This is a genomic window from Desulfogranum japonicum DSM 18378 (assembly GCF_000429945.1).
Classification (GTDB): Bacteria; Desulfobacterota; Desulfobulbia; order Desulfobulbales; family Desulfobulbaceae; genus Desulfogranum; species Desulfogranum japonicum.
In genome coordinates this window covers 149,919-173,675 of record NZ_AUCV01000004.1, presented here as the reverse complement: position 1 = coordinate 173,675, position 23,757 = coordinate 149,919, and the positions used below count along the sequence as shown (strand labels likewise).

Here is a 23,757-nt window from a genome sequence, read left to right as displayed (position 1 = left end):
GATACTGTCTTGCCTTTGATTCCTTTTTTATTCAGACTCTGATACATGCACCGATACGTTTGTTTTCTTTTTGCCGTGCTGCTGTTTTGTACCTGTTCCATCGTTTCTGCGGAACCTCGTTTACACAAGGTACCGCTACGTGAATGGCCGGAATTAGTCGATGATCTTGATTATGGCGGACTGATTCATGCGTTGTCCATCAGTGAACGTTATCTGCAAAGGCAAGCAGGTGAAAAACAGCTATATGTTGGAGAGCAAACCGTTACTGTTGATCAGCTTCTACAGGTAAATACATTGTTGAAGCGTCTTGTTGCCAGGAGACTATCCGCAGAGCAGTTACGGGAAAGCATACAACGACAGTGTTCCCTGTATCGGGTTGCTGCAGATACAGGAAACATCCATCAGCGGGACATTCTAGTGACAGCGTACTATCAACCGATACTGGAAGGTCGCCTTAAAGCGGATAATGAGTTTCGTTATCCGCTGTATAGAATCCCTGATACTCTGGCCCAACGTGGTGATGGTAAAATAGGGCGTCTGCAGAATGGTGCATTTGTTTCGTATTGGAGTCGAAGCGAAATAGAACAGCAGCAGAAACTGGTCGGTCAAGAGATAGTGTGGCTCAAAGACCCGATAGATGCGTTTTCTCTGCATATTCAGGGATCAGGGCTTATCCGCCTTGAAGACGGCTCTCTGCGCAGTATAGGCTACGGAAATCGAAATGGACATCCATACAGCAGTATTGGCAAATATATGGTCGATACAGGGCGCATGCAGATTGAGCAGGCCAGTTTTGATAGAATTCGCCATTATCTTCAGGAGCATCCTGAGCAAGGAGAAGAAATTCTGAATCACAATGCGTCTTATATATTTTTTCGCTGGTCAGATACCATTGAGGCCATAGGTAGTATGGGGGAACCGGTGTCCGCTGGTCGAACTCTTGCTGCTGATCGCACCATATACCCACTTGGCGTGGTTGGGTTTCTGAAAGCACGTATGCCCCGAATTCAACATGGTCGGGTAATTGGGTTCGGGGAAATGCACCGTTTTGCCCTGGTTCAGGATACCGGATCAGCGATTAAAGGGGCAAAGAGACTGGATTTTTTCTGGGGTAGAGGCCCTGAGGCCGGAGTAGCTGCCGGCAGGGTGAAGCAGCAGGGAGCGCTGTACGTTTTATTGCCTAAAAATATTTGACCCTGCAATCGCATATCACCCGTTCTCCGGGCCCTTACCGGGGCTGTAGACATTGTGACTGGAGAACTGCGGTATGAAAAGCTTATCCATAGTGACATTAATAACGGACTTTGGACTCGAGGATCCCTACGTTGGGCAATTGAAAGGTGCGCTGCTTTCCATTGCCAGGGATCTTTGTATTGTGGACATCACGCATGCTATTCAGCCCCATGATATAACAGGCGCAGGATATGCGCTTTCTGCGAGTTATATTCACTTTCCAGCCGGTACCGTTCACCTGGCAGTTGTAGATCCTGGAGTAGGAAGTGACCGGAATATTCTGATCGCCGAAGGTAACGGGCATGTGTTTGTTTGTCCGGATAATGGAATTCTCTCACCGCTAGTGGAACAGGAAACGATTGAGCGCGTCTACGCAGCATCCTATGGGCAGGCAAAAAGTCATACCTTTCATGGCCGCGATATTATGGCTCCTCTTGCAGGAAGGATCGCCAGAGGAGAACCCTGCGAGAAATTGGGCCAGGCAATGGCTCTGGATGCATGTGTCCGGTGTCTTCCGCGTCAGGTCAAGCGTAAAGGGCAGTTGGTAATTGGTCACGTGGTCCGTATTGATCATTTTGGCAATATCAGGACGTCATTGCGTGGGGAAGAATTTGGAGATATTGACGCAGAGGTTCGATGGCTAACAATCAGGAAAAAGAAGGTCTCCACTTTTTGTCGCACGTATGCAGAAATTCCCTCTGGAGAAACAGCATTCCTGATAGACAGTGATGGTTTCATCGAAGTCGCTGCAAATCAGTGCAAAGCTGTAAGTTTACTAGATGTAACAGTTGGTGACGAGGTGGTGTGTAAGTTGCGTGCGCTCTAACCGTTCAATAGGAGCCTGTCCATAAATAGTCTTTTTAGAGTCTCGTTCCTTGCTTACCTGTCCTTCAATTTGTGCGCTGTGCTTAAAATTGTATTCTCGAAGGTAAGCGAAGACGCCGATATCAACTCTATGCCTGCGATACAATGTATCGCAGGCATAGAGTCTTCGCTTACCTGAACTTGAGCAAAAAACGTATATATGGGAAGACCCGGACAGGTATTATCTGGATGCAACCATTGTCGTGCAATCTATTTTCCAAGCTGAGCGAATACTTCCCAGAAACGGGGGAAAGATTTTACCACACAATCTTCGCCAGTGATCGTAACCCCAGGGATTCTCAGGCCAGCTACGGCAAAACACATGGCCATACGGTGATCTTCATATGTGTTTATTGAGGCACCATGGAGATTGGAACCGCCAGCCTTTCCGTGGATAATCATTCGATCTTGTTCTTCCTCCACCTCGGCACCCATTTTTCGCAGCTCTGTTACTACAGCAGAGAGACGGTCGCATTCTTTGATTCGCAAGTGGGCAATATTGTTAATGGTGGTGGTTCCCTCAGCAAAGGCCGCAACCACCGCAAGGGTTGGTGCCACATCGGGCATGTCTCCCATATCCACTTCAATTCCCTCCAGGCGCTCAGGCCCTTGAACCGTCACGCCAGTACCCGTCTGTGTCACTTCACAGCCCATTCTGGCAAGTAGAGGTACCAGATTTGCGTCACCTTGCAGAGATGGAACCGGAACATTGGCAACGGTTACCTTGCCACCGGTGACTGCTGCAGCTCCCCAGAAATACGATGCACCGGAGGCGTCACCTTCTACATGATATTCTCTGGCCTGATATTGGCCCTGGGGAATACGGAAATAGGTCAGAGTTGGAGCCGCCTCGACCCTGATGCCAAAGTCAGCCATAACAGCCAGCGTCATGTGCACGTAGGGCTGAGATAGAACGTCTCCTTCTACCTTGAGTTCTGCCGCTGATGCAGCATAAGGAGCAACCAGCAACAGGGAGGAGAGATATTGGCTGGATTTCCCTTCTGGAAGGGTGGTGAAGTTTCCGGTTATACCCTTGGCTTTGATAGTCAAAGGAGGGCAGCCGGTACCAGCATCGCTGTTGATGTCTACATTCCAGCCTTTCAAAGCTTCCATCAGGGGTAAAATGGGACGCTCTGCCATACGTTCGCTCCCCGTAATATGCATTGTACCATGACCAAGGGAGGCCACAGAGGTCAGAAAACGGGTTGCTGTGCCATTATTGCCAAGGAAAATAGGAGAATCAGGAGTGGCAATGGATCCGCCTTGTCCATGGACAAGCCATTGTTCAGGATTATTGTCATCAACCTCTATACCCATCTGATGTAAAGCTTTGATGGTATAGGCCGTATCTTCACTGGCAAGAGGGCCATAGAGGGTTGAAGTACCTTGGGCAAGGGCTGCTGCTATCAAGGCTCTCTGGGTAAGACTTTTTGACCCGGGGACAGTTATGGTATTGTCGATGGTGGTAACGGGTTGAATGCTAATCATGATATGTAAAATCTCTGTGATCTGAATTAAGCGGGTAATGCATCAATAAGAGCCTGTCGCATGAGTTGAACAGGAGGTTTTTGGCCGGTCCACAAGGAAAATTGTTCAACTCCCTGGAACAGGAGCATGGCAAGCCCGTCAATGGTTTTGCATCCTTGCTCCCGTGCATCCTTTAAAAGTTGTGTTTCCAATGGTGCATACACAATGTCCATTACAACTTGAAAATAGCGGAGTTGAGTTGCAGGAAAGGGTGACCGATCAACATTGGGAGTCATGCCCACAGTAGTTGTATTGATAAGGATATCCCCTGTACAGGCAGCCAACGCTTCCTGGGGGATCCATTGGCACTGCAGGGCCTGAGCCAGCTCTTCAGCTTTGGACTGGGTTCGGTTGCAGAGAGTGACTTTGGCGCCGGCACGCAGCAAGCCATAAGCAACAGCCTTGGCAGCACCTCCTGCGCCGAGCACCAGGGCAGAACTTCCCTGAAGGGAAATGTGTTGTTCCAGTGCATGATTGGAGCCGAGCCAGTCTGTGTTGTATGCTTTCACCTTGCCGATACCAGGGATATCTGACGGGGTGAAAACCAGGGTGTTGGCAGCCCCGATTTCTTTAGCTATTTCGTCAACTTCATCTACCAATGGCAGCACAGTCTCTTTGTGTGGAACAGTAATGGAAGCCCCCTTGAATCCGAGATGTCGCATGCCCTGTAAACCGGCCTGGATATCGAGGATATGGAGAGGAACGTAGACCCCATTATAGTTCAGAGCCTGAAAGGCTGTGTTATGCATCACCGGGCTGAGCGAGTGATGTACCGGATTGCCGACAATGGCAAACAAGCGTGTTGAGCCGTTAATGGTCATTGTTTTGTGTTAAATAGGGTGAGGAGAGAGTGAAAATGTTTCAGGCTGAATTGTCCGGGAGCTGTCGACTGTGCTTCATCAAGTGCAAGATACGTCATAAACCCTCCCATGTATATAGTGGCAAAACGACTGATTCTGCCAGCCTCTCCCATGCAGAAAGTGATCAGCGGAAAGTCTAATTCCTGTGCATTATGAATTAAACTGAGTACCCGGGAAACATCGGTTGAGTTATTTGCGGTTGTGATAATCTTACCTATATCAGCACCGCTATTCTGCATTCTGCGTAGTATGTTGACCAGTTCATTCTGACCAGGGGTGCCGGAAAAATTGTGGTGGGAAACAATGGATTTGGTTTTTCCTGCCCGAGCTTTGTTGAGAATTTTTGAACGGAGCACTGCCTCGGTTTCAAGTTCGATATCTATGTAGGCCGCCTCGACGTCTATTGCCTGTTCGAGAAGGGCAAGACGATCCTGTTCTGATCCTCTGTAGGTACCGCCTTCCCACAGTGGGCGGTGGGTGAAAAGAAGTGGTCCTGTAATTTTTTGCTGGCAGGCCTGTATATCTGGATGGGTCATACCATCCAGACGTATTTCAACTACATCATAGTGATCTGTAACCGGTGTAATTTGCTTGGCAATGGCTTCTGCATCGTAACCGGTGAGTGCTACGCAGAGCTTTCCTGGAATCATGTGCTACTCCCCAGTCGAATAGTGCCGATGATACTCCGTACACAGATTTCCTTCTGCTCATAGAGGTATTGATGGAGGCCGGTGATAATTTTTTCCGTGGCCTGTGGATCGTAGAAATTGGCTGTTCCGACTTGAATGGCGGTTGCTCCGGCCAGGAGAAATTCAATGGCATCCTCTGCGGTTTCAATCCCGCCTATACCAACAATGGGAATGGAGACAGCCTGGGCAACCTGCCAGACCATTCGCAGGGCAACAGGTTTGATGGCTGGCCCAGATAATCCTCCGATAACATTGGCCAATTTTGGCCTTCGGCTGGAGGTGTCTATGCCCATACCAATGAGGGTGTTGATTAAGGAAACACTGTCTGCGCCACCTTGTTCAACGGCCTGCGCCATGGATGCGATATCTGTGACATTGGGTGAAAGTTTAATCATGACAGGCAGATCAGTAGCGGTTTTAACCGCAGCAGTAACAGCCTTGGCCATTTCCGGATCAACCCCGAAGGCAACACCTCCTTTTTTGACATTGGGGCAGGAAATGTTCACCTCAAGAGCATGGATACCTTCGTGACCACTGAGTTTTTCTGCCAGATAGGCATATTCGTCCAGAGAGTCACCAAGGATATTGACCACCACTTTGGTTCGCAATGTCTTCAAATATGGGACTTTTTCTGTTAAAAATCGTTCTATACCCACATTTTCAAGGCCAATGGCATTGAGCATCCCGCTGGATGTCTCAACAATGCGTGGGGGAGGATTTCCCGGTCGAGGTTGTATGGAAATACCCTTAACGACAATACCTCCAAGACGATGGAGATTGACCAGGTTTTCAAATTCACGTCCATAGCCAAAAGTTCCTGACGCTGTCATGACAGGGTTGCGAAGGGGGAGTCCACCAATGTTGACTTGCAGATCGGCTTTTGGAATAGTTTTTACAGCGTCCATAACACCTCGTTTGCATCAAATACCGGACCATGCTTGCAAACATGGCGATAACTTTTATCAGGAGCATAGATGGTACAGCCAAGACATGCTCCAAGACCACAGGCCATATGTGTTTCAAGGGATACCTGGCACGGCACATCAGCAGCCTGGCATTGTCTGGCAATTGCAGCCATCAACGGGTGTGGGCCGCAGACATACACTGTACGCACACTGGGCAGAACTTCTTCGAGTAGTTCGCTGACAAAACCGTGGTGTCCCAGGCTGCCATCGTCGGTGGCAGCCTGTACTGTATAACCAAGTTGCTGAAAATCATCTACAAGGGGTGCGAGCTCTACAGAGGTTCTTGCTCCCAGAAGAATCTGGTGATCCTGTCTTGGAGAGCTGACATTCTGCAGTGATTTGGCAAGATAGAGGAGAGGCGCAATGCCCATGCCTCCTCCAAGCAGACAGGCGGGTTCCTGGACAGAAAACTGAAAACCATGTCCCAGAGGACCAATCAGGTCGGTTTGCTCTCCGGGAGAAAGGTTTTGCAGACAACGTGTCCCTTTACCTATCACTTTATAGAGGAGATGGAGCATTCCTCCTGAGGTAACATCATGGATAGAAAATGGACGTCTCAGCAGAGGGTCACTGGTATTCGAACTTTTAATCATGACAAACTGACCTGGTGCGGAAGCCTGGGCAATCTGCGGAGAATGGACAGTTAATCTAAAAATATCGGGTGCAAGCTGTTCATGTGCCTGCACAAGAGCTTTTTCCTGGAAGTTGGGCATGTAACACGCTACAAATAAAAGTAATGGTGGTAATTGTGTCTTGCCAGAAATGAAAAGTCTGCTGCAATTTACGGCATATGAGACGCATAGTCATCTCTTTCGTGTTGAATGATCAACGTGTTACGCATATTGTAAATTGTGGCTGACAAAACAGTTTCGGATGAACACTCGTTAACCTGAAATATGTAATGATAACTCAAGAAAAGGCTGTGTTTCCTGAACACTGGCCTTGTGGTATACGTGAATGGAACTTTTTATTGCAGGTATTGTCGCTGTTTTCGGAGCCGTTATTGGCTCGTTTTTAAATGTAGTAATCCTTCGCCTACCGGAAGAGGGAGCTTCTATTGTTTATCCTGCGTCCCATTGTCCACAGTGTAAAACACCGATACAATGGTACGATAATATTCCCATATTGAGTTACTGCATGCTGCTGGGCAAGTGCAGGAACTGCAGTGAGCGGATATCCATTCAGTATCCACTGGTGGAAGCATGTATGGCACTTTTAGCCGCAGCGACCTTCCTGCAGTTTGGTCTCGGCTTTGACTTTTTCTACTACCTGTTTTTTGTGGCCTGCTTATTGGTTATCATATTTATTGATATCCATCATCAAATAATTCCTGACGTAATCAGCCTGCCTGGCATTGCGATAGGAGTTGCCGGTTCCTTTTTTAGTCAAAATATCACCTGGCAGCAATCTGTTTTTGGGGTTTTATTTGGGGGAGGCATACTCTTTTTAGTCAGCTTTGTGTATTTCAAAATAGCCCGCCAGGATGGCATGGGAGGTGGTGATGTCAAATTGCTTGGTATGCTGGGTGCCTTTTTAGGCTGGCCGAGTCTGTTGTTTATCATTTTTTTCAGTTCACTGACCGGCTCCATTGTCGGGATTGCTGCCATGGTTAAACAAAAAAAAGGAGGAAAAACGCGTATACCATATGGCCCCTTCCTGGCTGTGGCAGGTTATCTCTTTCTTTTCTATCAGGACCGTATTTATCAGATCTGGCAGATGTATCTTCAGGCTTTAGGGAAATATTAGCCTCTGTAAGGCTGCAGTTCTGAGGTGAGTGACTTTTGATGGTATTTCCACAGGCAATTCCCATAGAGGATATTTCGACTATGGGTGACAACTCAACTGTATGCGTAATCGGTTACATGGCGCACGGATGGGGACGCTTACCTCAGCTGAAAAATGACTGTTTGTGATAATTGTCTGCCTGTCTATTGTCTTGATGTTAAGGAGTTGTACGGCTCTTTCCGTGACCCTTAACATGTATTCAAAAAAGTCATGAGAAATGCGGGGTAGCTATGACTTGATGGCTGCAGCCAATGCCATTTGCCACAAATTCAGGGAACAATAAAAAAGGCCCGTGGCTTTCTGCCACGGGCCTTTTACTCTCAAGGGGTGCTATGAAGTTTTACGCTTCTACTTCGTGCTCAACCCCAATTGCTATCTTGTAGAGTATGGTCAGGATAAAGAATCCGGCAGCCCAGATACCGATGGTTATGAACAGCTCATTGGCAGTGGGGTAATACTCAGTAATCTCTTCAAGAGGTGTTGGTACAAAGCCACCCAATACGAAACCAATACCCTTATCCAACCAGAAGGATAAGAAGATAGAGGCGCAACCAATACCGAGCCAGAGGTCGTTGTTGCGTCGTGTCTGTGGGTTACAAATCAGGAAGAACCCGATCACAAAAAGAATCAGGAAGCCCCACATGAAGGGTACCAGGTTGTTATAAACGTGGCCGTGATGCTCCAGCCCGAAGAACAGGTACTGCAGGGTGTGGTAATGACCTGGGATGTTGGAGTAGTAGCCAACAAAAAACTCAAGGCCAACAAAGAACATATTGGCAATTGCAGCATAGATAATAATGGTGACCATTTTATCTATTGCCTGTTTGCCTGCGTCGAAGTTGGCGACACGTTTCAGAATCAGTGCCATGATAACAATCAGAGCAGGTCCGGCAGCAAAAGCAGATGCCAGGAATCGAGGCGCGATGATTGCTGAAAGCCAGAAGTGACGGCCAGGCAGACCACAGTACAGCATGGCTGTTACTGTATGAATAGAAAACGCAAACGGAATGGAAATATACACAAAGAAATAAATCCATTTTGGTGGCGCAACCTGCTTACGTTCAGCTGTAAGGATTACCCAGCCACAGAGAGCATTGAGTAACAGATATCCCCACAGAACGCACATATCCCAGAACAGCATGGAATTTGGTGTTGGGTGTAACAGAACATTCAGGCCACGCAAGGGTTGTCCAAGATCGGCCATGATGAACATCAGACACATCAGCAAGGCAGAAATGGCGAGAAACTCACCTAAAATCGTAATTTTGCCAAATGCCTTGTAATTGTGAATGTAATAGGGGAGGACAAGCATAACACCCCCCGCTGCAACACCGACCAGGAATGTGAACTGGGAAATGTATAATCCCCAGGATACATCGCGGCTCATGCCTGTAAGGCCAAGTCCGTAGAAGTACTGCCGCAGATAACAGATCACGGCAATACCTACGAAGAACCCGAGAAAGGCGAGCCACATCCAATAGTAATTGTTTCCTTTTAACGCTTTTTCAAACATGGCGACCTCACACTATGTAAAAGACAGAAGGATGGGTTCCAAGGCTGGGCCTGCGCTGAATGGTGTAGTTCTCTTTGAGCAACTTTCTGACTTCCGATTCAGGATCATTCAGGTCGCCAAAAACCATAGCACCAGTGTCTCCACAGGCCTCAACACAGGCGGGCTTCTGCCCTACACCGATACGTTCTGCACAGAAGTTGCATTTTTCAACAACACCACGCATACGTGAGGGGAAGTCACGGTTGACTTCTGTTATGAAGTCCCTTGGATTACGCCAGTTGAAACTTCTCATGCCATATGGGCAGGCAGCCATGCAGAAGCGGCAACCAATACAGCGATGGAAATCCATGATGACAATACCGTCTTTATTTTTAAACGTAGCCTTGGTAGGACAAGCGCGTACACAGGGTGGATTGTCACAATGATTACAGAGAACAGGTACCTGATGCTCTTCGGTGGTCTCGTCCTTATAGAGAGTACTCTTCTCAGGAAAAGCGTTTTCATAACCGGTCATCCAGATCCATTTGATCTCATCTTTTTTCTCTGGAAATTCAGGTATGTTGTGGGCCTGAATACAGGCACGTGAGATTCTCTCACCCAGAGCAGGATCTTCCTGGAATTTTTTTACGTCGATGACCATGCCATAACGCTTACCTGTTTTAGGTGCTTCTTGGACGGCATGTTCTTCTTTGGGTGCGGCATGTTCCTCACCATGCCCGCCTGAGGCGTTTGCCACAGAGGGATGCGTTCCGGAGACAAGCCGGTCAACTACTGCGGTTCCTCCAAGACCAGCCAGTGTGGAAATACCGGCAACCTTGAGGAAATCTCTTCTTTTTTTATCCATCAGTATATCTCCTCCTTGCCGATCACTCGACCGGGGCCAAGTGACAGTCCCAGCAATATGGCTTCACAGAAGCATAGTCATGACACTTATCACAGAACTGTTTTTTACTGGTATGGCATTCCATACAGGTCAGCATCAGACTTTTTTTATAGTGCTTGCCATCCACCTCAATAGTGCCGCGATCACCATCACGCAGTACCTCGTCACGCCACTGATTAAGCAGCTGCATGTGACTTGCCCGCATCTCAGCGGTGGGGCGGACACAGGCTTTCGCATCCTGGGGAAGTTTGATTTCGGGAGCTGCACCGGCGTCGCCATGATTGTACCAGATGGGTATGGTCACAAACAGGACGAAAATGATCAGTCCCGGGATGATTTTACTACTATCGTACATAGTTATACCTCCTAGTATATCCGGGATATTAGACCAAAGTCCTCAGACCTTCGTCGAGTTCCTGTCTGTTTTCACCCTCGATAACCAGAGCATTACCGACCAATTCGCTCAGACCTGCTACCTGAACACTGGGTACCCAGTAATCCATCAAGGTTGTCAGTGTGGCTCTATCAATGGCACATACACAGCCAAGAGTATTAACGTCATGTTTTTCCTGAACATACTTGACGGCATTGGCCCTGGGTAGACCGGAACGCATACGCAGTTCCATTATCTCGTCGGTATTGAGAGCTGTACCTGAGCCGCAGCAGAAGGTTTTTTCTCGAATGGTATTTTCAGGCATCTCCCACCACTGCTCAACAACGTTGTCAAGAATATAGCGTGGTTCATCGAGGAGCCCCATAGCCCTTGCAGGGTTACAGGAATCATGGAAAGTTGCTTTCACATGAGCGTTACGGCTCTTGTCAAGTTTGAGTTTGCCGTTTTTGATCAAGTCTGCTGTGAACTCTGAGATGTGTACCATTTTGGTGGATGCTGCATTCTCAAATACCGTGCCAGTGATTGGAGATCTCGGCACTTCAAGAAAATCAGCTGGTCCATTCATGGTATCCATGTACTGGTGCACAACGCGCCACATATGACCGCATTCGCCACCAAGAATCCATTTCACACCAAGACGCTCAGCTTCCGCATACATCTTGGCATTGAGTTTTTTCATCATCTCGTTGGAGGTAAATAATCCAAAGTTACCACCCTCGGATGCATAGGTTGACCAGGTGTAATCCAGTCCGATGGCCTCGAAAAGCAACAGGTATCCCATACAGGTGAAAATACCCGGCTCGGCGAAGACGTCTGCTGAAGGCGTAATGAAAAGAACCTCTGCACCTTTACGGTTGAAGGTGGGGTTGACTTTGACACCTGTCAGGTTCTCAATATCTTCACAGAGAAAATCAACATTACCTTTGAATGCCTGAGGTGTGAGACCCATGTGGTTACCTGTTCTATTTGAGTTAGAAACAGGCTCCATTGCCCAGTTGATACCAATACCAAGCAGATGCAGCAACTCACGAAGCATCATGGTAATTTCTGCAGTATCTATACCATAGGGACAGAATACGGAACAACGACGACATTCCGTACACTGATAGGCGTACATAAACCACTCTTTGATCACACCGTAGGTCATTTCCCGACCACCTGCCAGTTTACCAAGAATTTTTCCAGCTTTGGTAAAGTGCTGACGATAAATGGAGCGGAGAAGCTCGGCTCTCAGTACCGGCATATTTTTTGGGTCGCCGGTTCCCAAGAAGAAGTGGCATTTGTCTGCGCACGCACCACAGCGTACACAGCAGTCCATAAATATTTTTAAACTGCGGAAACGATCCAGTCGGTCCGCAATTCCCTTGATGATGATCTCTTTCCAGTTTTCAGGAAGTTTCCAGTCATCGTCTTCAGGGTTCCATTCGCGTGCGTTGGGAAAGCTTACCCCTTGCTGACTATCCAGATACTTTAATTTTTCCGGTTTGGTCGGGTAAGCATAGTTGCCAGGCTTGAAGACCGCAGGTACATCCATCCAATCTTGTTTTGGAAATGCGCCTGTCATCAGCGAAGGTCCCTCGGCAACGCTTCGTGCCAATTTGTCTACCTTTACTACTGCCATTGCGTTATCCTTATACTCTAGAATTTACGAGCTTACTCGTCGGTTTTCGGCGGCAACTCTTTCTCAACAGGAATGCCCTGCTCAACCATATCTTCGCGGAATTCATCCTCATAAGAAGCATAAGAATGCGGCTTGATGGACGGATTCCATGGGTTGACGTGACGTTTCATCCTTGAATCATTAGCCATGTTTCTGGTCGGGCTCAAAAATACACCGCCCATGTGCATGAGCTTACTCATTGGGAAATAGGCAAGCAGAGTGCAGACGAGGAAAAGATGAGCATAAAAAATTGCGCCAATGTCTGCGCTGATGGTCGGGTGAAAAGTCACCAGGCCCACAGCAAGCTGTTTAATGGCATTGATATCCACATCTGTACGCAGGAAAAAGCGCATCAGAATACCAGTAGTTGCAACACCCAGAATCAGAAACAATGGAAAATAATCGTTTGCCAGGGAAAGGTATCGAACGTGTGGATTGGTCAGACGACGGCCAAACAGGAAAAGCAGTGCCAGGACAATGGTCACATCGGTCATGTACATTGTCGGCGCACCGATCTGTAACAATGAATCAATGGTTTCGGTAAAAGATACCGCAAACGGTACAGGATCCATAAACAGACGCATATGCCTGATGACAATGACCAGGAAGCTGTAATGGAACATGATACCGAACAACCAGAGCCATTTACTTGACTCATAGGTCAGTTTGGGACCATCATAGACCGTTGATTTGGTGTTTCGCCACAGGGAACGGAACAGGAAAATTTCCAGAAACATCCTCGCGACCACCTGGGAGGTGTTCGTGGGAGCTTCCAGCTTATCCTGTTTAATCCAGTCCAGGGAAAAACCCTGACCGCAGGTTGTAGGGATTTTAAAGGGAACAGGAGATCTTGCCCAATAGATTACTCTTAAGCAAAATCCGCCCAGAAACAGCGCCATGGCCGCATACGGGATGACAATACCGAAAAAGTATTGCATTCCTGGTATCTGCACACCAACTAGCGCGATCAGCACCAAGGCAATTACTGCCGCCAGTGGGAAGGCGTACTTCATCGATCACTCCTTCGCATTCAGATTTACAATAACTTACGTTATAGCATGAGCCAGACTGTGAGGTAGCAGGTCACGTACTGCCACCATCTGGCTTGTTACACAACAGGATACTTACAGCAGCTTGAGTTCGTGTCTGTCCGTAAATGGTCCTTTTACTCAATTCTTGCATTATGCTCAAAATTTTATCCTCGAAATATTACTTATATGTCTGCGGAAAAATTTATCGCATGCTTTAAACTTGAGCAAAAATCCTCATGTATGGAAAGGCACTAGTTACTTTCTGATTGTGATTTCTGCTCTTCTTTTAGCAATGCAGAAGGACAGGCTGAATCAGTAAGCAGATAACTGCCGCTTTTCAGTTCACGGATTCGCCCACGATATACTTGTTCGCGACAAGCCGTGTAAATATCAAATGCAATAAGGGCAATGCGGTCTACTTCGCAGTCGAAGTTATCTAGGTCAGCTAAAAGGGATGATGTTTTGCGGTCTGATTTTAAGACCTGCTTGACGACCCATTTCAGTTCCAGTAGCGGCGCTACGGCCTGGCTCGGCGTAATCTCCTGGACTGCGCGGATTCTTACTATCGTATCCAGAGGCTTTTGGTATGCCTCTGGTTCAGCATTGCTGAGGAGTAAGTCGTATATGGAATGCAGTGCGTCACTGGTATTGACGCCAACAGGGTTGGCAAACGGATCTTTGGCTTTTTTGAAAAAACCGGGAGAAGTATAGCTGTTGAGAGTTCTTTCAACCCATAGGGAAAGAATCTCTTTTCTTTTTTCGGTAAAGGCCTCTGTTAATTCCATCATGATCCGTAGCAGGAAGGTCATCTTTTAGGATCGACACTTCCATTTTTTGTGCACTGCATTTATCTTAAAGAATGAACGGATTTGGGAAGAGCTCCCAAATCCAACCGTATCATCAGGCTTATATAATCTATAAAAATGAATGATGATTCATGCACGATCTGCTCTATCATGATTAGAGACTGATTTCAAGGAAAAATTAATGAGCTTCGCTTATGGATTGACTGGTAAGAGCGTTTCCTCCAAGCAGAAAAAGTGATATCTGGACAAAGGGATCATCCTTCATTTCATCACTGAGTGGTATGTCTTCTGGACCATTGTCAGCGGTGTTGTCATCATCAATGAGTCCAGCGTCTCTTGCCTGGCGCTTGGTTTCAGCCAGTTCTTTACGTTCCTTTTGCATGCCTTGGAAAAAAATGGCTACTTCGGTATCTTCTTTTCTCTGTTTGGCCTCGTCAGCCTCCCGTTTTATTTCTTGAAATTTTGAACTGTGTATTACCCAGTCTTCTCCCTGTTTGTGTACTTTTTTCAGGTCAAAGTGAGGTCCTTGCCAGCGGTCGTAACCGACATTCTCAACCTGATCCCACGGAAGAGGATTGTCCATGTATTGTTCACCACTGTCCAGGTAGTCGAGCACAGATGGAACAACAAGATCAGGAGTTACCCCTTTTTCCTGTGTGGAATCACCGTTGATGCGATAGAATTTTTGGATGGTTAATTTCAGGGCACCAAGGTCATCATAACTTTTCATCTGCAGTAACGGGAGGTTGCGGTTCATGTCCAGCATGGCCTGTACAGTCCCTTTGCCGTGGGTGTGTCGTCCACCGATTATCAGAGCCCTGCCGTAATCCTGCAAGGCTGCAGCAAGGATTTCCGAGGCAGAGGCGCTGAACTGGTTAACCAGTACCACGAGTGGCCCAGCATATACTATGGCAGGATCTTCATCTTCCAGTACCCTTATCATGCCCTGGGAATTCTTTACCTGAACCACTGGACCACCTGGCAGAAATAGGCCGGAAATATACACCGCATCTGTCAAGGCTCCTCCGCCGTTGTTACGGAGATCCAAAACGATACCTTGCACATTTTCTGCCATCAGTTTGTGTAATTCCGCCTTGGTATCGTCGGTGGCGTTACGTGCTTTTTCACCATTTGATGCAGCGTTGAAATCCCTGTAAAAGGAGGGGACACGAAGGTATCCTATTTTATTTTTTCCCTCTGTCGTCATTACCGCGGACTTCACGTAGGTCTCCTCGATCTGAACGACGTCCCTGACGATGGGAATATTCTTTTTGCTGCCATCGGGTTTTTGCACACTGAGGATGACTTCTGTCCCTTTGGGGCCGCGTATATAGCTGACCGCATCACGAATTCGCATATCGGAAACTTCAACAGGCTCGCCGTCTTTCTCGCTGACAGCCAGGATGGTGTCTTCGGCCCCGAGTTCTCCCTGGCGTTCGGCAGCACTCCCGGGGATTATCCGTACAACTTTGATCAATCCGTCATCTTCCCGAAGCAGTGCACCGATGCCCTCCAGCGACCCACTCATGTGAATATTGAAATCTTCTTTTGACGTTGGAGGCATATAACTGGTGTGCGGGTCAAATGCCCTGGCAACAGCGTCAAAATACCGGTTATAATGATCCTGCCTGGTTTGGGTGAGTAAACGGTCAAGAGATCTATGAATACGCGTACGAACCTTCTCGGTGGCCTTCTTTACCTGCTCCTGATTTGGGAATGGAACAGGTTTATATGTATCGTTCTCCGCTTGCTCTGAATCCTTGTTGTCCTGCTCATATTGATCGAAATAGGAATCCAGGATCTGCATTTTTACGATCTTGCGCCAGCGACTTTGTAATGCCTGCGCATCGCTGACCCAGGCAATTTTTTCAACATCTCCCTCAAGGTACTCCTCTTTATTGAGATCAATCGGTTGGTCAATCAACTCATCGATGAATCCCTGTACCTGCCTGATGCGGTCATTAAGCAATTCTGCTCCGGCATCGGCAAGAATTATTCTGCCTCGTTTGAGTTCATCGTCAATATGATCGGCAAACGCCTGTAGTTGCTCAATGTCTGATCGGAGGAGAAAACGTTTTCGAGGGTCAAGCTGTCGGATGTAAAGATCAAAGGCTACCCTGGAAAGAGCGTCATCAAACGGTTCATGGGAGAAATGCTGTGCCGGTAATTGATGGCTGAGAATATACGCAATCAGCTGATTGCGGCCTGCATTGAACTCGGCAGGAAAGACCTTTGCCCAACATGGTTGGACGAGGAGAAGACAAACAACAAACAGCAGGTTTGGTAAAGCGCGGCGCATAAAACTCACCTTTGGGGGCGATGACCTGTGCCTAAGGCTGTGCATACAGAATGCCGACAGCTGATTACAGGCTAAAATCGTTTTGGGTTTAGCGTAAAAAAGTAGTTTCGAGAGACAATAAACTGTACCTGTTGCCCCTCTTTTGTTCGTGAAACACTATTATAACCATCAATCCGATAATCTCAATGGGGGCTGATAACCTGATCAGCTTCGGCCATGGCATTCATGATATCATACATATTGGAGATTTGGCCCACTTTGATAGCCGTTTGAAGTCGGTAGAAATCCAGACATGTACCACAGACTAAAATTTCTACACCTTGTTTCTGGAGTGCAAGGAGTGCACCCAGGGCTCCGGATTCTTCAGTCACCAATCGTACTCCACTGTTATAGAATAGTATTTTCTGTGGGAGTGGCGTGACGTCTTTGATGGTTTGGATAAATGTCTGTAACAGCGCCCAGCCAAGTTCCTCGCTGCCTTTACCCATAACATCGGCTGAAATGACATAAATAAGGTGTTTTTGGGGAGGAATGGAACATTGATATGCTGCTGGATCGAAATCATCTTTTTCTGAAGGTTCTCCTGAGTTGTGCACTGTAATTTTATAGTTACCCTCAGGGGTGCTTTCTGCTTCCGCATCGCATCCCCGGCTTTTGGCAAACCGGAGAATGTTATTTTGAGATGCCTCGTTGTCAACCAGAACTTCAACCACAGGCGCTCCGGATTCAAGAGCATCTTTGGTTTGAATAACAGGTTGGGGGCACGGTAGGCCAAGGCAGTCTAGTGTGGTAGGTTTCACGTTGTTCCTTTTGCTGATGTATAATTTTCGATAGCGTTTCGCAGGGACAGGTGTTCGGTGGCAGAGGCTGTCCGTATCTTGCTGATAGAGTATTGCGGCAAAGTGATAATGCAGGGGCATGTTTCCTGCTACTCGAGAATGATTTCTTCTCCTTCCTTGACGAAAAAGGTTTCCATGTTTCCCGTGAGCTCCTGAGTGCAATAGTGATCGGTCATTTCGTCAAGCTGAGTATCGGAACGTTCAGGATCGTGATGAAAAAGAGCGAGTTTTTTTACCTCTGCCCTTTTAGCTGCAGCTATGGCATCTTCAATGGGGGTATGCCCCCAGCCTATTTTGCTCTGCTCGTATTCCTTTTTGGTATATTGGGCGTCGTGAACCAGCAAATCGGCTCCATGAAAGAAATTTTCAAGGACCTGATTCTGTTCTTGAGCCGCCAACTCTCCTTCATGGGCCATAATTTCGTCGTAACTGGGGTCTTCGGGGTCAGTTACGAATAGGTTGCGGAAAGGTTCTGTATCATAGGCTGTGCAGAAGGTTGCCCCCTTGAAACGGAACCTGTATCCCAATGCGGTGATCGGGTGATTGATGATGCAGGTTGACAGCATGATTCCGTCACCAATGTCTATACTGGGGTTTTCCTTGAGTCTTTGGTAACTGATATTTCCGGCAAGCTCTCCCATATTGACAGGAAAGTAGCGATATTTCATCTGCCCACCGACGATTTCTTCCAGCGGTTCGTCTTCATAGGTGACGGGGCCAAAGACTTTAATCGTAGATCCGGGGATGTATGCCGGTACGAAAAAAGGAAATCCCATGATGTGATCCCAGTGAGTGTGGGACAGGTAAATCTCTGTGGAGATAGGGCCTTTGGGAAGGTCATGCTGTAACATGTAATTTGCCAGGTCACGGATACCAGATCCGGCATCAATGATAATGTGGCGGTTTACTTCGGGAAAACGTAACTCTATACAGGCAGTATTTCCGCCATATTTCATGGTTGTAGGACCTGGGCATGGAATGGATCCTCGAACACCCCAGAATTTGACTTGTATCATGTCATCCTCACCTTGTTCATCTATTTAAACCTGGAGAAAAATTTCTGCCTTAGTAATTTCCTGGTCTACCACTTCTGATAATTTATGAATATCGAGCCAGCTCAAGCCTGTCATAGAAAGTAATTCCGGAAGTTTTTCTTCATCCGGAAATCTATTGCCGGCATTGCCGATATCAAACAGGCAGGCGTAAAAATCAGCAAGAGCCACTGTGGAGACCAGGCGTTGATTGTCCGGATGTGCCGAAGTAGGATTATGGTGATAATGGATTGCATCTGTAAGTGCCTGGTTGAGTTTCCATTTTTCAGCAATTAACAGGCCAATATCTTCATGGCTGAGTTCCATCATTTTGAGTTCTAGCTTCACCAGTGGGATCATTTCCAGGCGTGCGGCTCTAATTACCTCCGCATATTCATCACCAAATGGAATTTTACCCAGATCGTGGAGCAGCCCGGCAACAAAATATTCTTCTCGCTCCCCAATGGGTACGTCCTGTTCAGCAGCAAGAAGTTTCGCCATGACACCAACTCCGATGGAATGTGCCCAGAATTGTTTTATGGGGAGTGCCCTGGACTTCTTAGCCTGGCCGACACTACGGATAATGGCAGTGGAAAGAGCAAGGTTTTTAACTGTGTTCAAACCAAGCATGATAATGGCCCTGGTGAGTGAGGTAACCTTATTTACCAGGGAGTAATAGGCTGAATTGATGAGTTTAAGAACCTGGCCGGTAAGAACGGGGTCCAGGGAGATAACCTTGTTGAGGTCATTGGGAGAGGTGTCGGTGCGGCTGCAGATTTCCAATACCTTGCTCACCGTAGTGGAAAGGCTGGGCATTTTCTTTACAACAGACTGGATTTTTTGCAGTTTTTTTTCACGTTCTGTCATAGTAGCACGGTTCGATTTTCACTGGAATCGAATAACTCTTAAGGGGTGTAACGAAGTATAATTGCACAATTGGTCACTGGGAGGCGTGAGAGTGCCCTTCTTCCCCGACTCGGTGTTGTTTCAGAGAATAATGCTTGTAATGTTGATTATATGACTGCGCTTGCTTTTTTTAAATCTAAAATGCCTTGACCTGAAAAATGTCTATTATTAGGCAACCTCCCCGCGAGTTCACTATGATATGTATTGTAAAAGACAGGTGCTCAGGGGTCAAGCTATGAAGGTTGATTGAGAAGTCTCAGCAACAAGGCCCCCGTAATATTAAGCATCTGGTTAAAACGCTACGGGTATGGTGTATACAAATACCTTGTTTCCGCAAAGAAAGCGAAGATTATCCTGAGTGAATACCAGGAAAAGAGGAGGTATTCAGCATTGGTGCTTCTTGAGGAACTCTTCAACCATCTCCTGCATTATTTCAAGTTGATTTTTGCCTGTTTCGTTCACCCTGATCCATACGCAACGATGAAAAGCGCTGTACAGGTTCGGGGGAACAAAGAGTTTGATCTGGCTGAGTTCATCCAGTGAGCAGGGCCCGGTGTTATCCTGTGGATTATTCATTGTGTAATTGCGCGAGTTGTTGATAACGTAGGCCGGAGCCACCAAAAATATCCAGAGCAGAGCCTACAGTGTAATCGATCTGCTCCATTCCTGCTGTACGAATTTTGTTGATATCTGCCATGCTGGAGACACCTCCCGCGTATGTCATGGGAACGGGTGACCCCTGGGCAAGCAGGCCGAGAAGTTTCTCATCTATGCCCATGGATTTTCCTTCTACATCCACGGCATGAATGAGATATTCAGCACAGTATGCACTGAGCATTTCCAGCGTTTGTGAGGATATGGAGAGTTCTGTAAATTGTTGCCACCTGTCAGTGACAACGTAGTAACCATTTTCCCTCCAGCGGCAGCTGAGGTCAAGAACAAGTCTGTTACGGCCGATCTTAGCTACAAGTGCTTTAAGGCGGGTGAAATCAAGCAAACCGTCGTGGAAAACATGGGATGTGACGATGACATGGGACGCACCCCGGTCCAGCCAGAGAGTGGCATTATCAATATTGATTCCTCCGCCGACCTGCAGGCCTCCCGGCCAGGCAGCCAATGCTTCCCTGGCAGCTTGTTCGTTTCCAGGGCCCAACATGATGACATGACCACCGGTGAGGTTGTCACTCTGGTAGAGGCGGGCATAATAGGAGGAAGGTTGACGGGATGTGAAATTAGTAGCCAGGGATTTTCGGGCAGTATCTGATAAGGTACCGCCGACAATCTGTTTTACCTGACCGTCGTGGAGGTCTATACAGGGTCTGAAGCGCATGGCAGAAAAAAGGGGCTTGCCGGATATACCGGACAGCCCCTTGATGAAGTTGTCAGCCGCAAGCCGGAGATATCATTTCCGGATGAGCAGCAGTTATATTTCCTTGACCATCATGGTGGTGGGATCAAGTTTGAGCTCTTTCCCATTTTCCACTTTTTCACCGCTGTTGCGGATGACTTCAAGATTGATGGAGGAATCTGATTCTGGTTTCAGCAGAATGATGGTATCAAACAGATCGTCTATCTCGTGGCAAGGAGCAGGCACTCCTGCAGGTGAAAAACGAGTGTCTTCCCGATGGCTGATGGCTGAAAACCATGCCTGCAGGCTCATGTTTTCCGTGAGATCCTTGATGTCTTCAAGTACCTGACGTTCGGTATTCTCGAAGTCAAATCCATCGATGACTATGCAGTTTGGTACGAATATATTCTGGAGAACAAGATCGTTGAGGCGTTCTTCCAGGCGCGGACGGCTGAAAGAAGACTCGTTGAATGTCATGATCATGCGATGTTGCGCAACCATCTCAATGAGCTCGTGCGGACGATTAACGCTGTGCTCCTGCAGAATGAGCTGCAGTATATCATCATACCAGAGACGGGTTTTATCTATTGTTTCTCCAATGGATACGTGGAGAACATTTTTTCCGCGCAGAATCGCATCAAGCGCGATCTGCACAAGCAGAGCAGTTTTACCGAGACCAGCTCTTGCCATGACCAGGCCCAGCTGATTGCCGGTCCTGCCTATATTAAATGCACGAAGTGGATTTTGGCTTACCAGTGGTTCGTATCCCATTATCTTACCTCATCAGGGTTGTATCGTATTTTGTCTCGTACTTAAGGAGTATACCCAATAATAGGATTTATGCGTCCTTTTTCTGTGCTTCGAACTCTTTTATCAGCTCATCAGCCACGCTTTTCGGTACCTGTTTGTAGGTTGAGAATTCCATGGTGAATTCCGCTTTTCCCTGGGTCAGAGAACGCAGAGTGGTTGAGTAGCCAAACATTTCTGAGAGAGGAACCTCTGATTCGACAACCGTGTAATTCCCTTCTTCGAAAGTACCGATGATGACACCACGGCGCTGATTCAAACTTCCCATGACAGCACCCTGGAATTCGCTAGGGCCTTCGACGGCAACCTTCATGATCGGCTCCATGATAACAGGGCTTGCTTTGGGATAGCCGGCTTTGAAAGCACCTATTGCTGCAAGTTGGAAAGCAACATCAGAGGAGTCAACGGCGTGGAAACTACCATCATTGATGACCGCACGGATACCGGTAATGGGAGAGCCTGTAAGGATGCCTTTGGCCAGGGCTTTCTGGAAACCTTTGTCACAGGAGCTGATAAATTCACGGGGGATTGCTCCACCCACAATCTGGTCGACAAATTCGTATTCGCCCTCTTCAAGAGGTTCAATGTAGCCCGCAACCCGACCAAATTGACCTGAACCACCCGTCTGCTTTTTGTGGGTATAGTCAAAGTCAGCACGCTGGAGAATGGTCTCCCTGTAGGCAACCTGGGGTGCACCAATTTCAACCTCGGCTTTATACTCGCGTTTCATACGCTCAATGTATACCTCGAGATGCAACTCACCCATACCGGAGATGATGGTTTCACCGGTCTCGTGATCCACAAAAGTTTTAAAGGTTGGGTCTTCTTTGGTAAAACGGTTCAAGGCCTTGGACATGTTAATCTGTGCCTTGTTGTCCACAGGGGTAACCGCCAGAGAGATAACCGGTGCTGGTACATGCATGGAGCTCATGGACCAGTTGATTTTGTCGTTGCAGAAGGTATCGCCGGATGCACAGTCAACACCAAAGAGTGCAACAATGTCACCGGAACCTGCGGTTTCGATCTCTTCCATCTCATTGGCGTGCATGCGCACAAGACGCCCGACTTTTACTTTTTTGCCGGTTCTGGTATTGATGATGGTGTCGCCTTTGCTCAGGGTGCCCTGGTAGGTACGAATGTAGGTAAGCTGGCCGTAGCGTCCGTCTTCCAGTTTAAAGGCAAGGGCTACAAGATTATCAGCAGGATCGTTGGTAACTACGATTTCCTCTTCACCCTTATCCAGGTCAAGAGCTGTGTTCTCAACATCGGTGGGGCAAGGCAGATATGAGGTTACCGCATCCAACAGTGGCTGCACACCTTTGTTTTTATAGGCAGAACCAATGAAAACCGGTGTCAGTTCCAGGCTCAATGTGCCTTTGCGAACTGCTTCATGGATCAGAGCTTCATCAATTTCCTCTTCTTCCAGCATGGCTTCCATGAGTTCGTCGGAAAACATGGAAACAGCATCCAGGAGTTCCTCCCGTTTTTCTTCGGCTTCATCACGCAGGTTGTCAGGAATTTCCTCGATACGTATGGAGTCACCCTGTTCGCCGTCAAAGTAGATGGCTTTCATGGTCACAAGGTCAACCATACCTTCCAGGTCGCTCTCAAGGCCGATGGGCAGCTGCAGCATGACGGCATTGAGATCAAGCTTGTCTCGCAGCTGCTGGGTAACACGATAGGGGTTGGCACCTGTACGGTCACATTTGTTGATGAAGGCGATTCGTGGAACTTTGTACCTTGTCATCTGGCGATTAACGGTAATGGACTGTGACTGTACACCGCCAACGGAGCAGAGAATAAGAACCGCACCATCGAGAACGCGCAGAGCACGTTCCACCTCAATGGTGAAGTCAACGTGGCCTGGTGTATCGATGATATTGATCGCGTAGTCCTTCCAGTCGCAGTATGTAGCTGCAGATTGGATGGTGATACCGCGCTCTTTTTCCAGCTCCATGGAATCCATGGTCGCTCCTACGCCGTCTTTGCCACGTACTTCATGGATGGCATGGATACGTTGCGTATAGAAAAGAATACGCTCGGTAAGAGTTGTTTTTCCAGAATCAATGTGGGCACTGATTCCTATGTTACGTACTTTCCCCAAATCTTTTTTCATCACGCGTTCCTCAAGTGCTGCTATCAGGCCGCTTGCACATTCAATGTATAATACCTGTGGAGTAAATAAAAAAGGAGTTACAGTGGCTCTGCAACTCCTTGTTTCGTTCATGGGAAGTGGTTGAACAGGGATAGGAGGACCCCCTGTATCCAGCAATTGTCACCCACTTCGGTTTGGTGCGTCGGTATGCTGAACCTTCAG

22 protein-coding genes are annotated in these 23,757 nt (G+C 47.6%); 3 read left to right on the top strand and 19 right to left on the bottom strand.

Going from position 1 to position 23,757, the window contains the following annotated elements; genetic code table 11:
• Positions 1 to 45 precede the first annotated feature (45 nt).
• Both mltA and G493_RS27900 read left to right on the top strand, forming a co-directional pair.
• On the top strand, positions 46 to 1,194 hold the full coding sequence (gene mltA, locus G493_RS27905) for a murein transglycosylase A (protein WP_051309028.1): 1,149 nt from the start codon (positions 46 to 48) through the stop codon (positions 1,192 to 1,194).
• Between the two features lie 73 nt (positions 1,195 to 1,267).
• Complete coding sequence (locus G493_RS27900; RefSeq protein ID WP_051309027.1) at positions 1,268 to 2,059, top strand: SAM hydrolase/SAM-dependent halogenase family protein; 792 nt, start codon at positions 1,268 to 1,270, stop codon at positions 2,057 to 2,059.
• A gap of 248 nt (positions 2,060 to 2,307) precedes the next feature.
• On the opposite strand, the gene aroA is transcribed toward G493_RS27900, so the two are convergent.
• From aroA to G493_RS0105235, 5 genes are read right to left on the bottom strand one after another with little or no spacing between them, the layout of a single operon-like run.
• Complete coding sequence (gene aroA / locus G493_RS0105255) at positions 2,308 to 3,585, bottom strand: 3-phosphoshikimate 1-carboxyvinyltransferase (RefSeq protein WP_028579536.1); 1,278 nt, start codon at positions 3,583 to 3,585, stop codon at positions 2,308 to 2,310.
• A gap of 26 nt (positions 3,586 to 3,611) precedes the next feature.
• Entirely contained in the window at positions 3,612 to 4,445 is an 834-nt protein-coding gene (locus G493_RS0105250) for a shikimate dehydrogenase (protein ID WP_028579535.1), read from the bottom strand.
• Complete coding sequence (aroD, locus tag G493_RS27895) at positions 4,442 to 5,134, bottom strand: type I 3-dehydroquinate dehydratase (RefSeq protein ID WP_035273670.1); 693 nt, start codon at positions 5,132 to 5,134, stop codon at positions 4,442 to 4,444. The genes G493_RS0105250 and aroD overlap by 4 nt, the downstream gene beginning before the upstream one ends.
• Complete coding sequence (locus tag G493_RS0105240; protein ID WP_028579534.1) at positions 5,131 to 6,060, bottom strand: dihydroorotate dehydrogenase; 930 nt, start codon at positions 6,058 to 6,060, stop codon at positions 5,131 to 5,133. The genes aroD and G493_RS0105240 overlap by 4 nt, the downstream gene beginning before the upstream one ends.
• 5 nt (positions 6,061 to 6,065) lie before the next feature.
• A complete protein-coding gene (locus G493_RS0105235; protein WP_205623638.1) occupies positions 6,066 to 6,824 on the bottom strand; it encodes a dihydroorotate dehydrogenase electron transfer subunit in 759 nt (252 codons plus the stop codon).
• Between the two features lie 271 nt (positions 6,825 to 7,095).
• Between G493_RS0105235 and G493_RS0105230 the strand changes: the two genes are divergently transcribed.
• Positions 7,096 to 7,884, top strand: a complete 789-nt coding sequence (locus tag G493_RS0105230) for a prepilin peptidase (protein ID WP_028579532.1) — start codon at positions 7,096 to 7,098, stop codon at positions 7,882 to 7,884.
• A gap of 379 nt (positions 7,885 to 8,263) precedes the next feature.
• Here G493_RS0105230 and dsrP read toward each other — a convergent pair whose 3' ends face one another.
• The 14 genes from dsrP to fusA form a co-directional block, all read right to left on the bottom strand.
• Positions 8,264 to 9,436: a sulfate reduction electron transfer complex DsrMKJOP subunit DsrP gene (gene dsrP / locus G493_RS0105225; protein ID WP_028579531.1), complete on the bottom strand. Its 1,173-nt coding sequence runs from the start codon at positions 9,434 to 9,436 to the stop codon at positions 8,264 to 8,266.
• Positions 9,437 to 9,443: 7 nt separating this feature from the next.
• Positions 9,444 to 10,280, bottom strand: coding sequence for a sulfate reduction electron transfer complex DsrMKJOP subunit DsrO (dsrO, locus tag G493_RS0105220; RefSeq protein WP_028579530.1), 837 nt, complete (start codon positions 10,278 to 10,280; stop codon positions 9,444 to 9,446).
• 22 nt (positions 10,281 to 10,302) lie between these two features.
• Complete coding sequence (gene dsrJ / locus G493_RS0105215; protein ID WP_028579529.1) at positions 10,303 to 10,674, bottom strand: sulfate reduction electron transfer complex DsrMKJOP subunit DsrJ; 372 nt, start codon at positions 10,672 to 10,674, stop codon at positions 10,303 to 10,305.
• Positions 10,675 to 10,702: 28 nt separating this feature from the next.
• Entirely contained in the window at positions 10,703 to 12,334 is a 1,632-nt protein-coding gene (gene dsrK, locus G493_RS0105210) for a sulfate reduction electron transfer complex DsrMKJOP subunit DsrK (protein ID WP_028579528.1), read from the bottom strand.
• Between the two features lie 32 nt (positions 12,335 to 12,366).
• Entirely contained in the window at positions 12,367 to 13,386 is a 1,020-nt protein-coding gene (dsrM, locus tag G493_RS0105205) for a sulfate reduction electron transfer complex DsrMKJOP subunit DsrM (protein WP_028579527.1), read from the bottom strand.
• 269 nt (positions 13,387 to 13,655) lie between these two features.
• A complete protein-coding gene (locus G493_RS0105200; RefSeq protein ID WP_028579526.1) occupies positions 13,656 to 14,192 on the bottom strand; it encodes an RsbRD N-terminal domain-containing protein in 537 nt (178 codons plus the stop codon).
• Positions 14,193 to 14,388: 196 nt separating this feature from the next.
• Positions 14,389 to 16,509: a carboxy terminal-processing peptidase gene (locus tag G493_RS0105195; protein ID WP_051309026.1), complete on the bottom strand. Its 2,121-nt coding sequence runs from the start codon at positions 16,507 to 16,509 to the stop codon at positions 14,389 to 14,391.
• A 182-nt stretch (positions 16,510 to 16,691) separates the two neighbouring features.
• A complete protein-coding gene (yedF, locus tag G493_RS0105190; protein ID WP_051309025.1) occupies positions 16,692 to 17,429 on the bottom strand; it encodes a sulfurtransferase-like selenium metabolism protein YedF in 738 nt (245 codons plus the stop codon).
• 8 nt (positions 17,430 to 17,437) lie between these two features.
• Entirely contained in the window at positions 17,438 to 18,364 is a 927-nt protein-coding gene (locus G493_RS0105185; protein WP_028579523.1) for an MBL fold metallo-hydrolase, read from the bottom strand.
• A 24-nt stretch (positions 18,365 to 18,388) separates the two neighbouring features.
• Positions 18,389 to 19,246, bottom strand: a complete 858-nt coding sequence (locus G493_RS0105180) for an HDOD domain-containing protein (protein ID WP_028579522.1) — start codon at positions 19,244 to 19,246, stop codon at positions 18,389 to 18,391.
• Between the two features lie 423 nt (positions 19,247 to 19,669).
• The gene (locus tag G493_RS32910; RefSeq protein ID WP_084813430.1) at positions 19,670 to 19,861 is read right to left on the bottom strand and encodes a hypothetical protein; all 192 of its coding nucleotides are present in this window, start codon (positions 19,859 to 19,861) and stop codon (positions 19,670 to 19,672) included.
• Complete coding sequence (gene hisA, locus G493_RS0105170) at positions 19,854 to 20,615, bottom strand: phosphoribosylformimino-5-aminoimidazole carboxamide ribotide isomerase (protein ID WP_028579520.1); 762 nt, start codon at positions 20,613 to 20,615, stop codon at positions 19,854 to 19,856. Before hisA ends, G493_RS32910 begins: the two co-directional genes overlap by 8 nt.
• A 93-nt stretch (positions 20,616 to 20,708) precedes the next feature.
• On the bottom strand, positions 20,709 to 21,404 hold the full coding sequence (locus G493_RS0105165; RefSeq protein ID WP_028579519.1) for a hypothetical protein: 696 nt from the start codon (positions 21,402 to 21,404) through the stop codon (positions 20,709 to 20,711).
• A gap of 67 nt (positions 21,405 to 21,471) precedes the next feature.
• Positions 21,472 to 23,556: an elongation factor G gene (gene fusA, locus G493_RS0105160; protein WP_028579518.1), complete on the bottom strand. Its 2,085-nt coding sequence runs from the start codon at positions 23,554 to 23,556 to the stop codon at positions 21,472 to 21,474.
• Between the last annotated feature and the right edge of the window lie 201 nt (positions 23,557 to 23,757).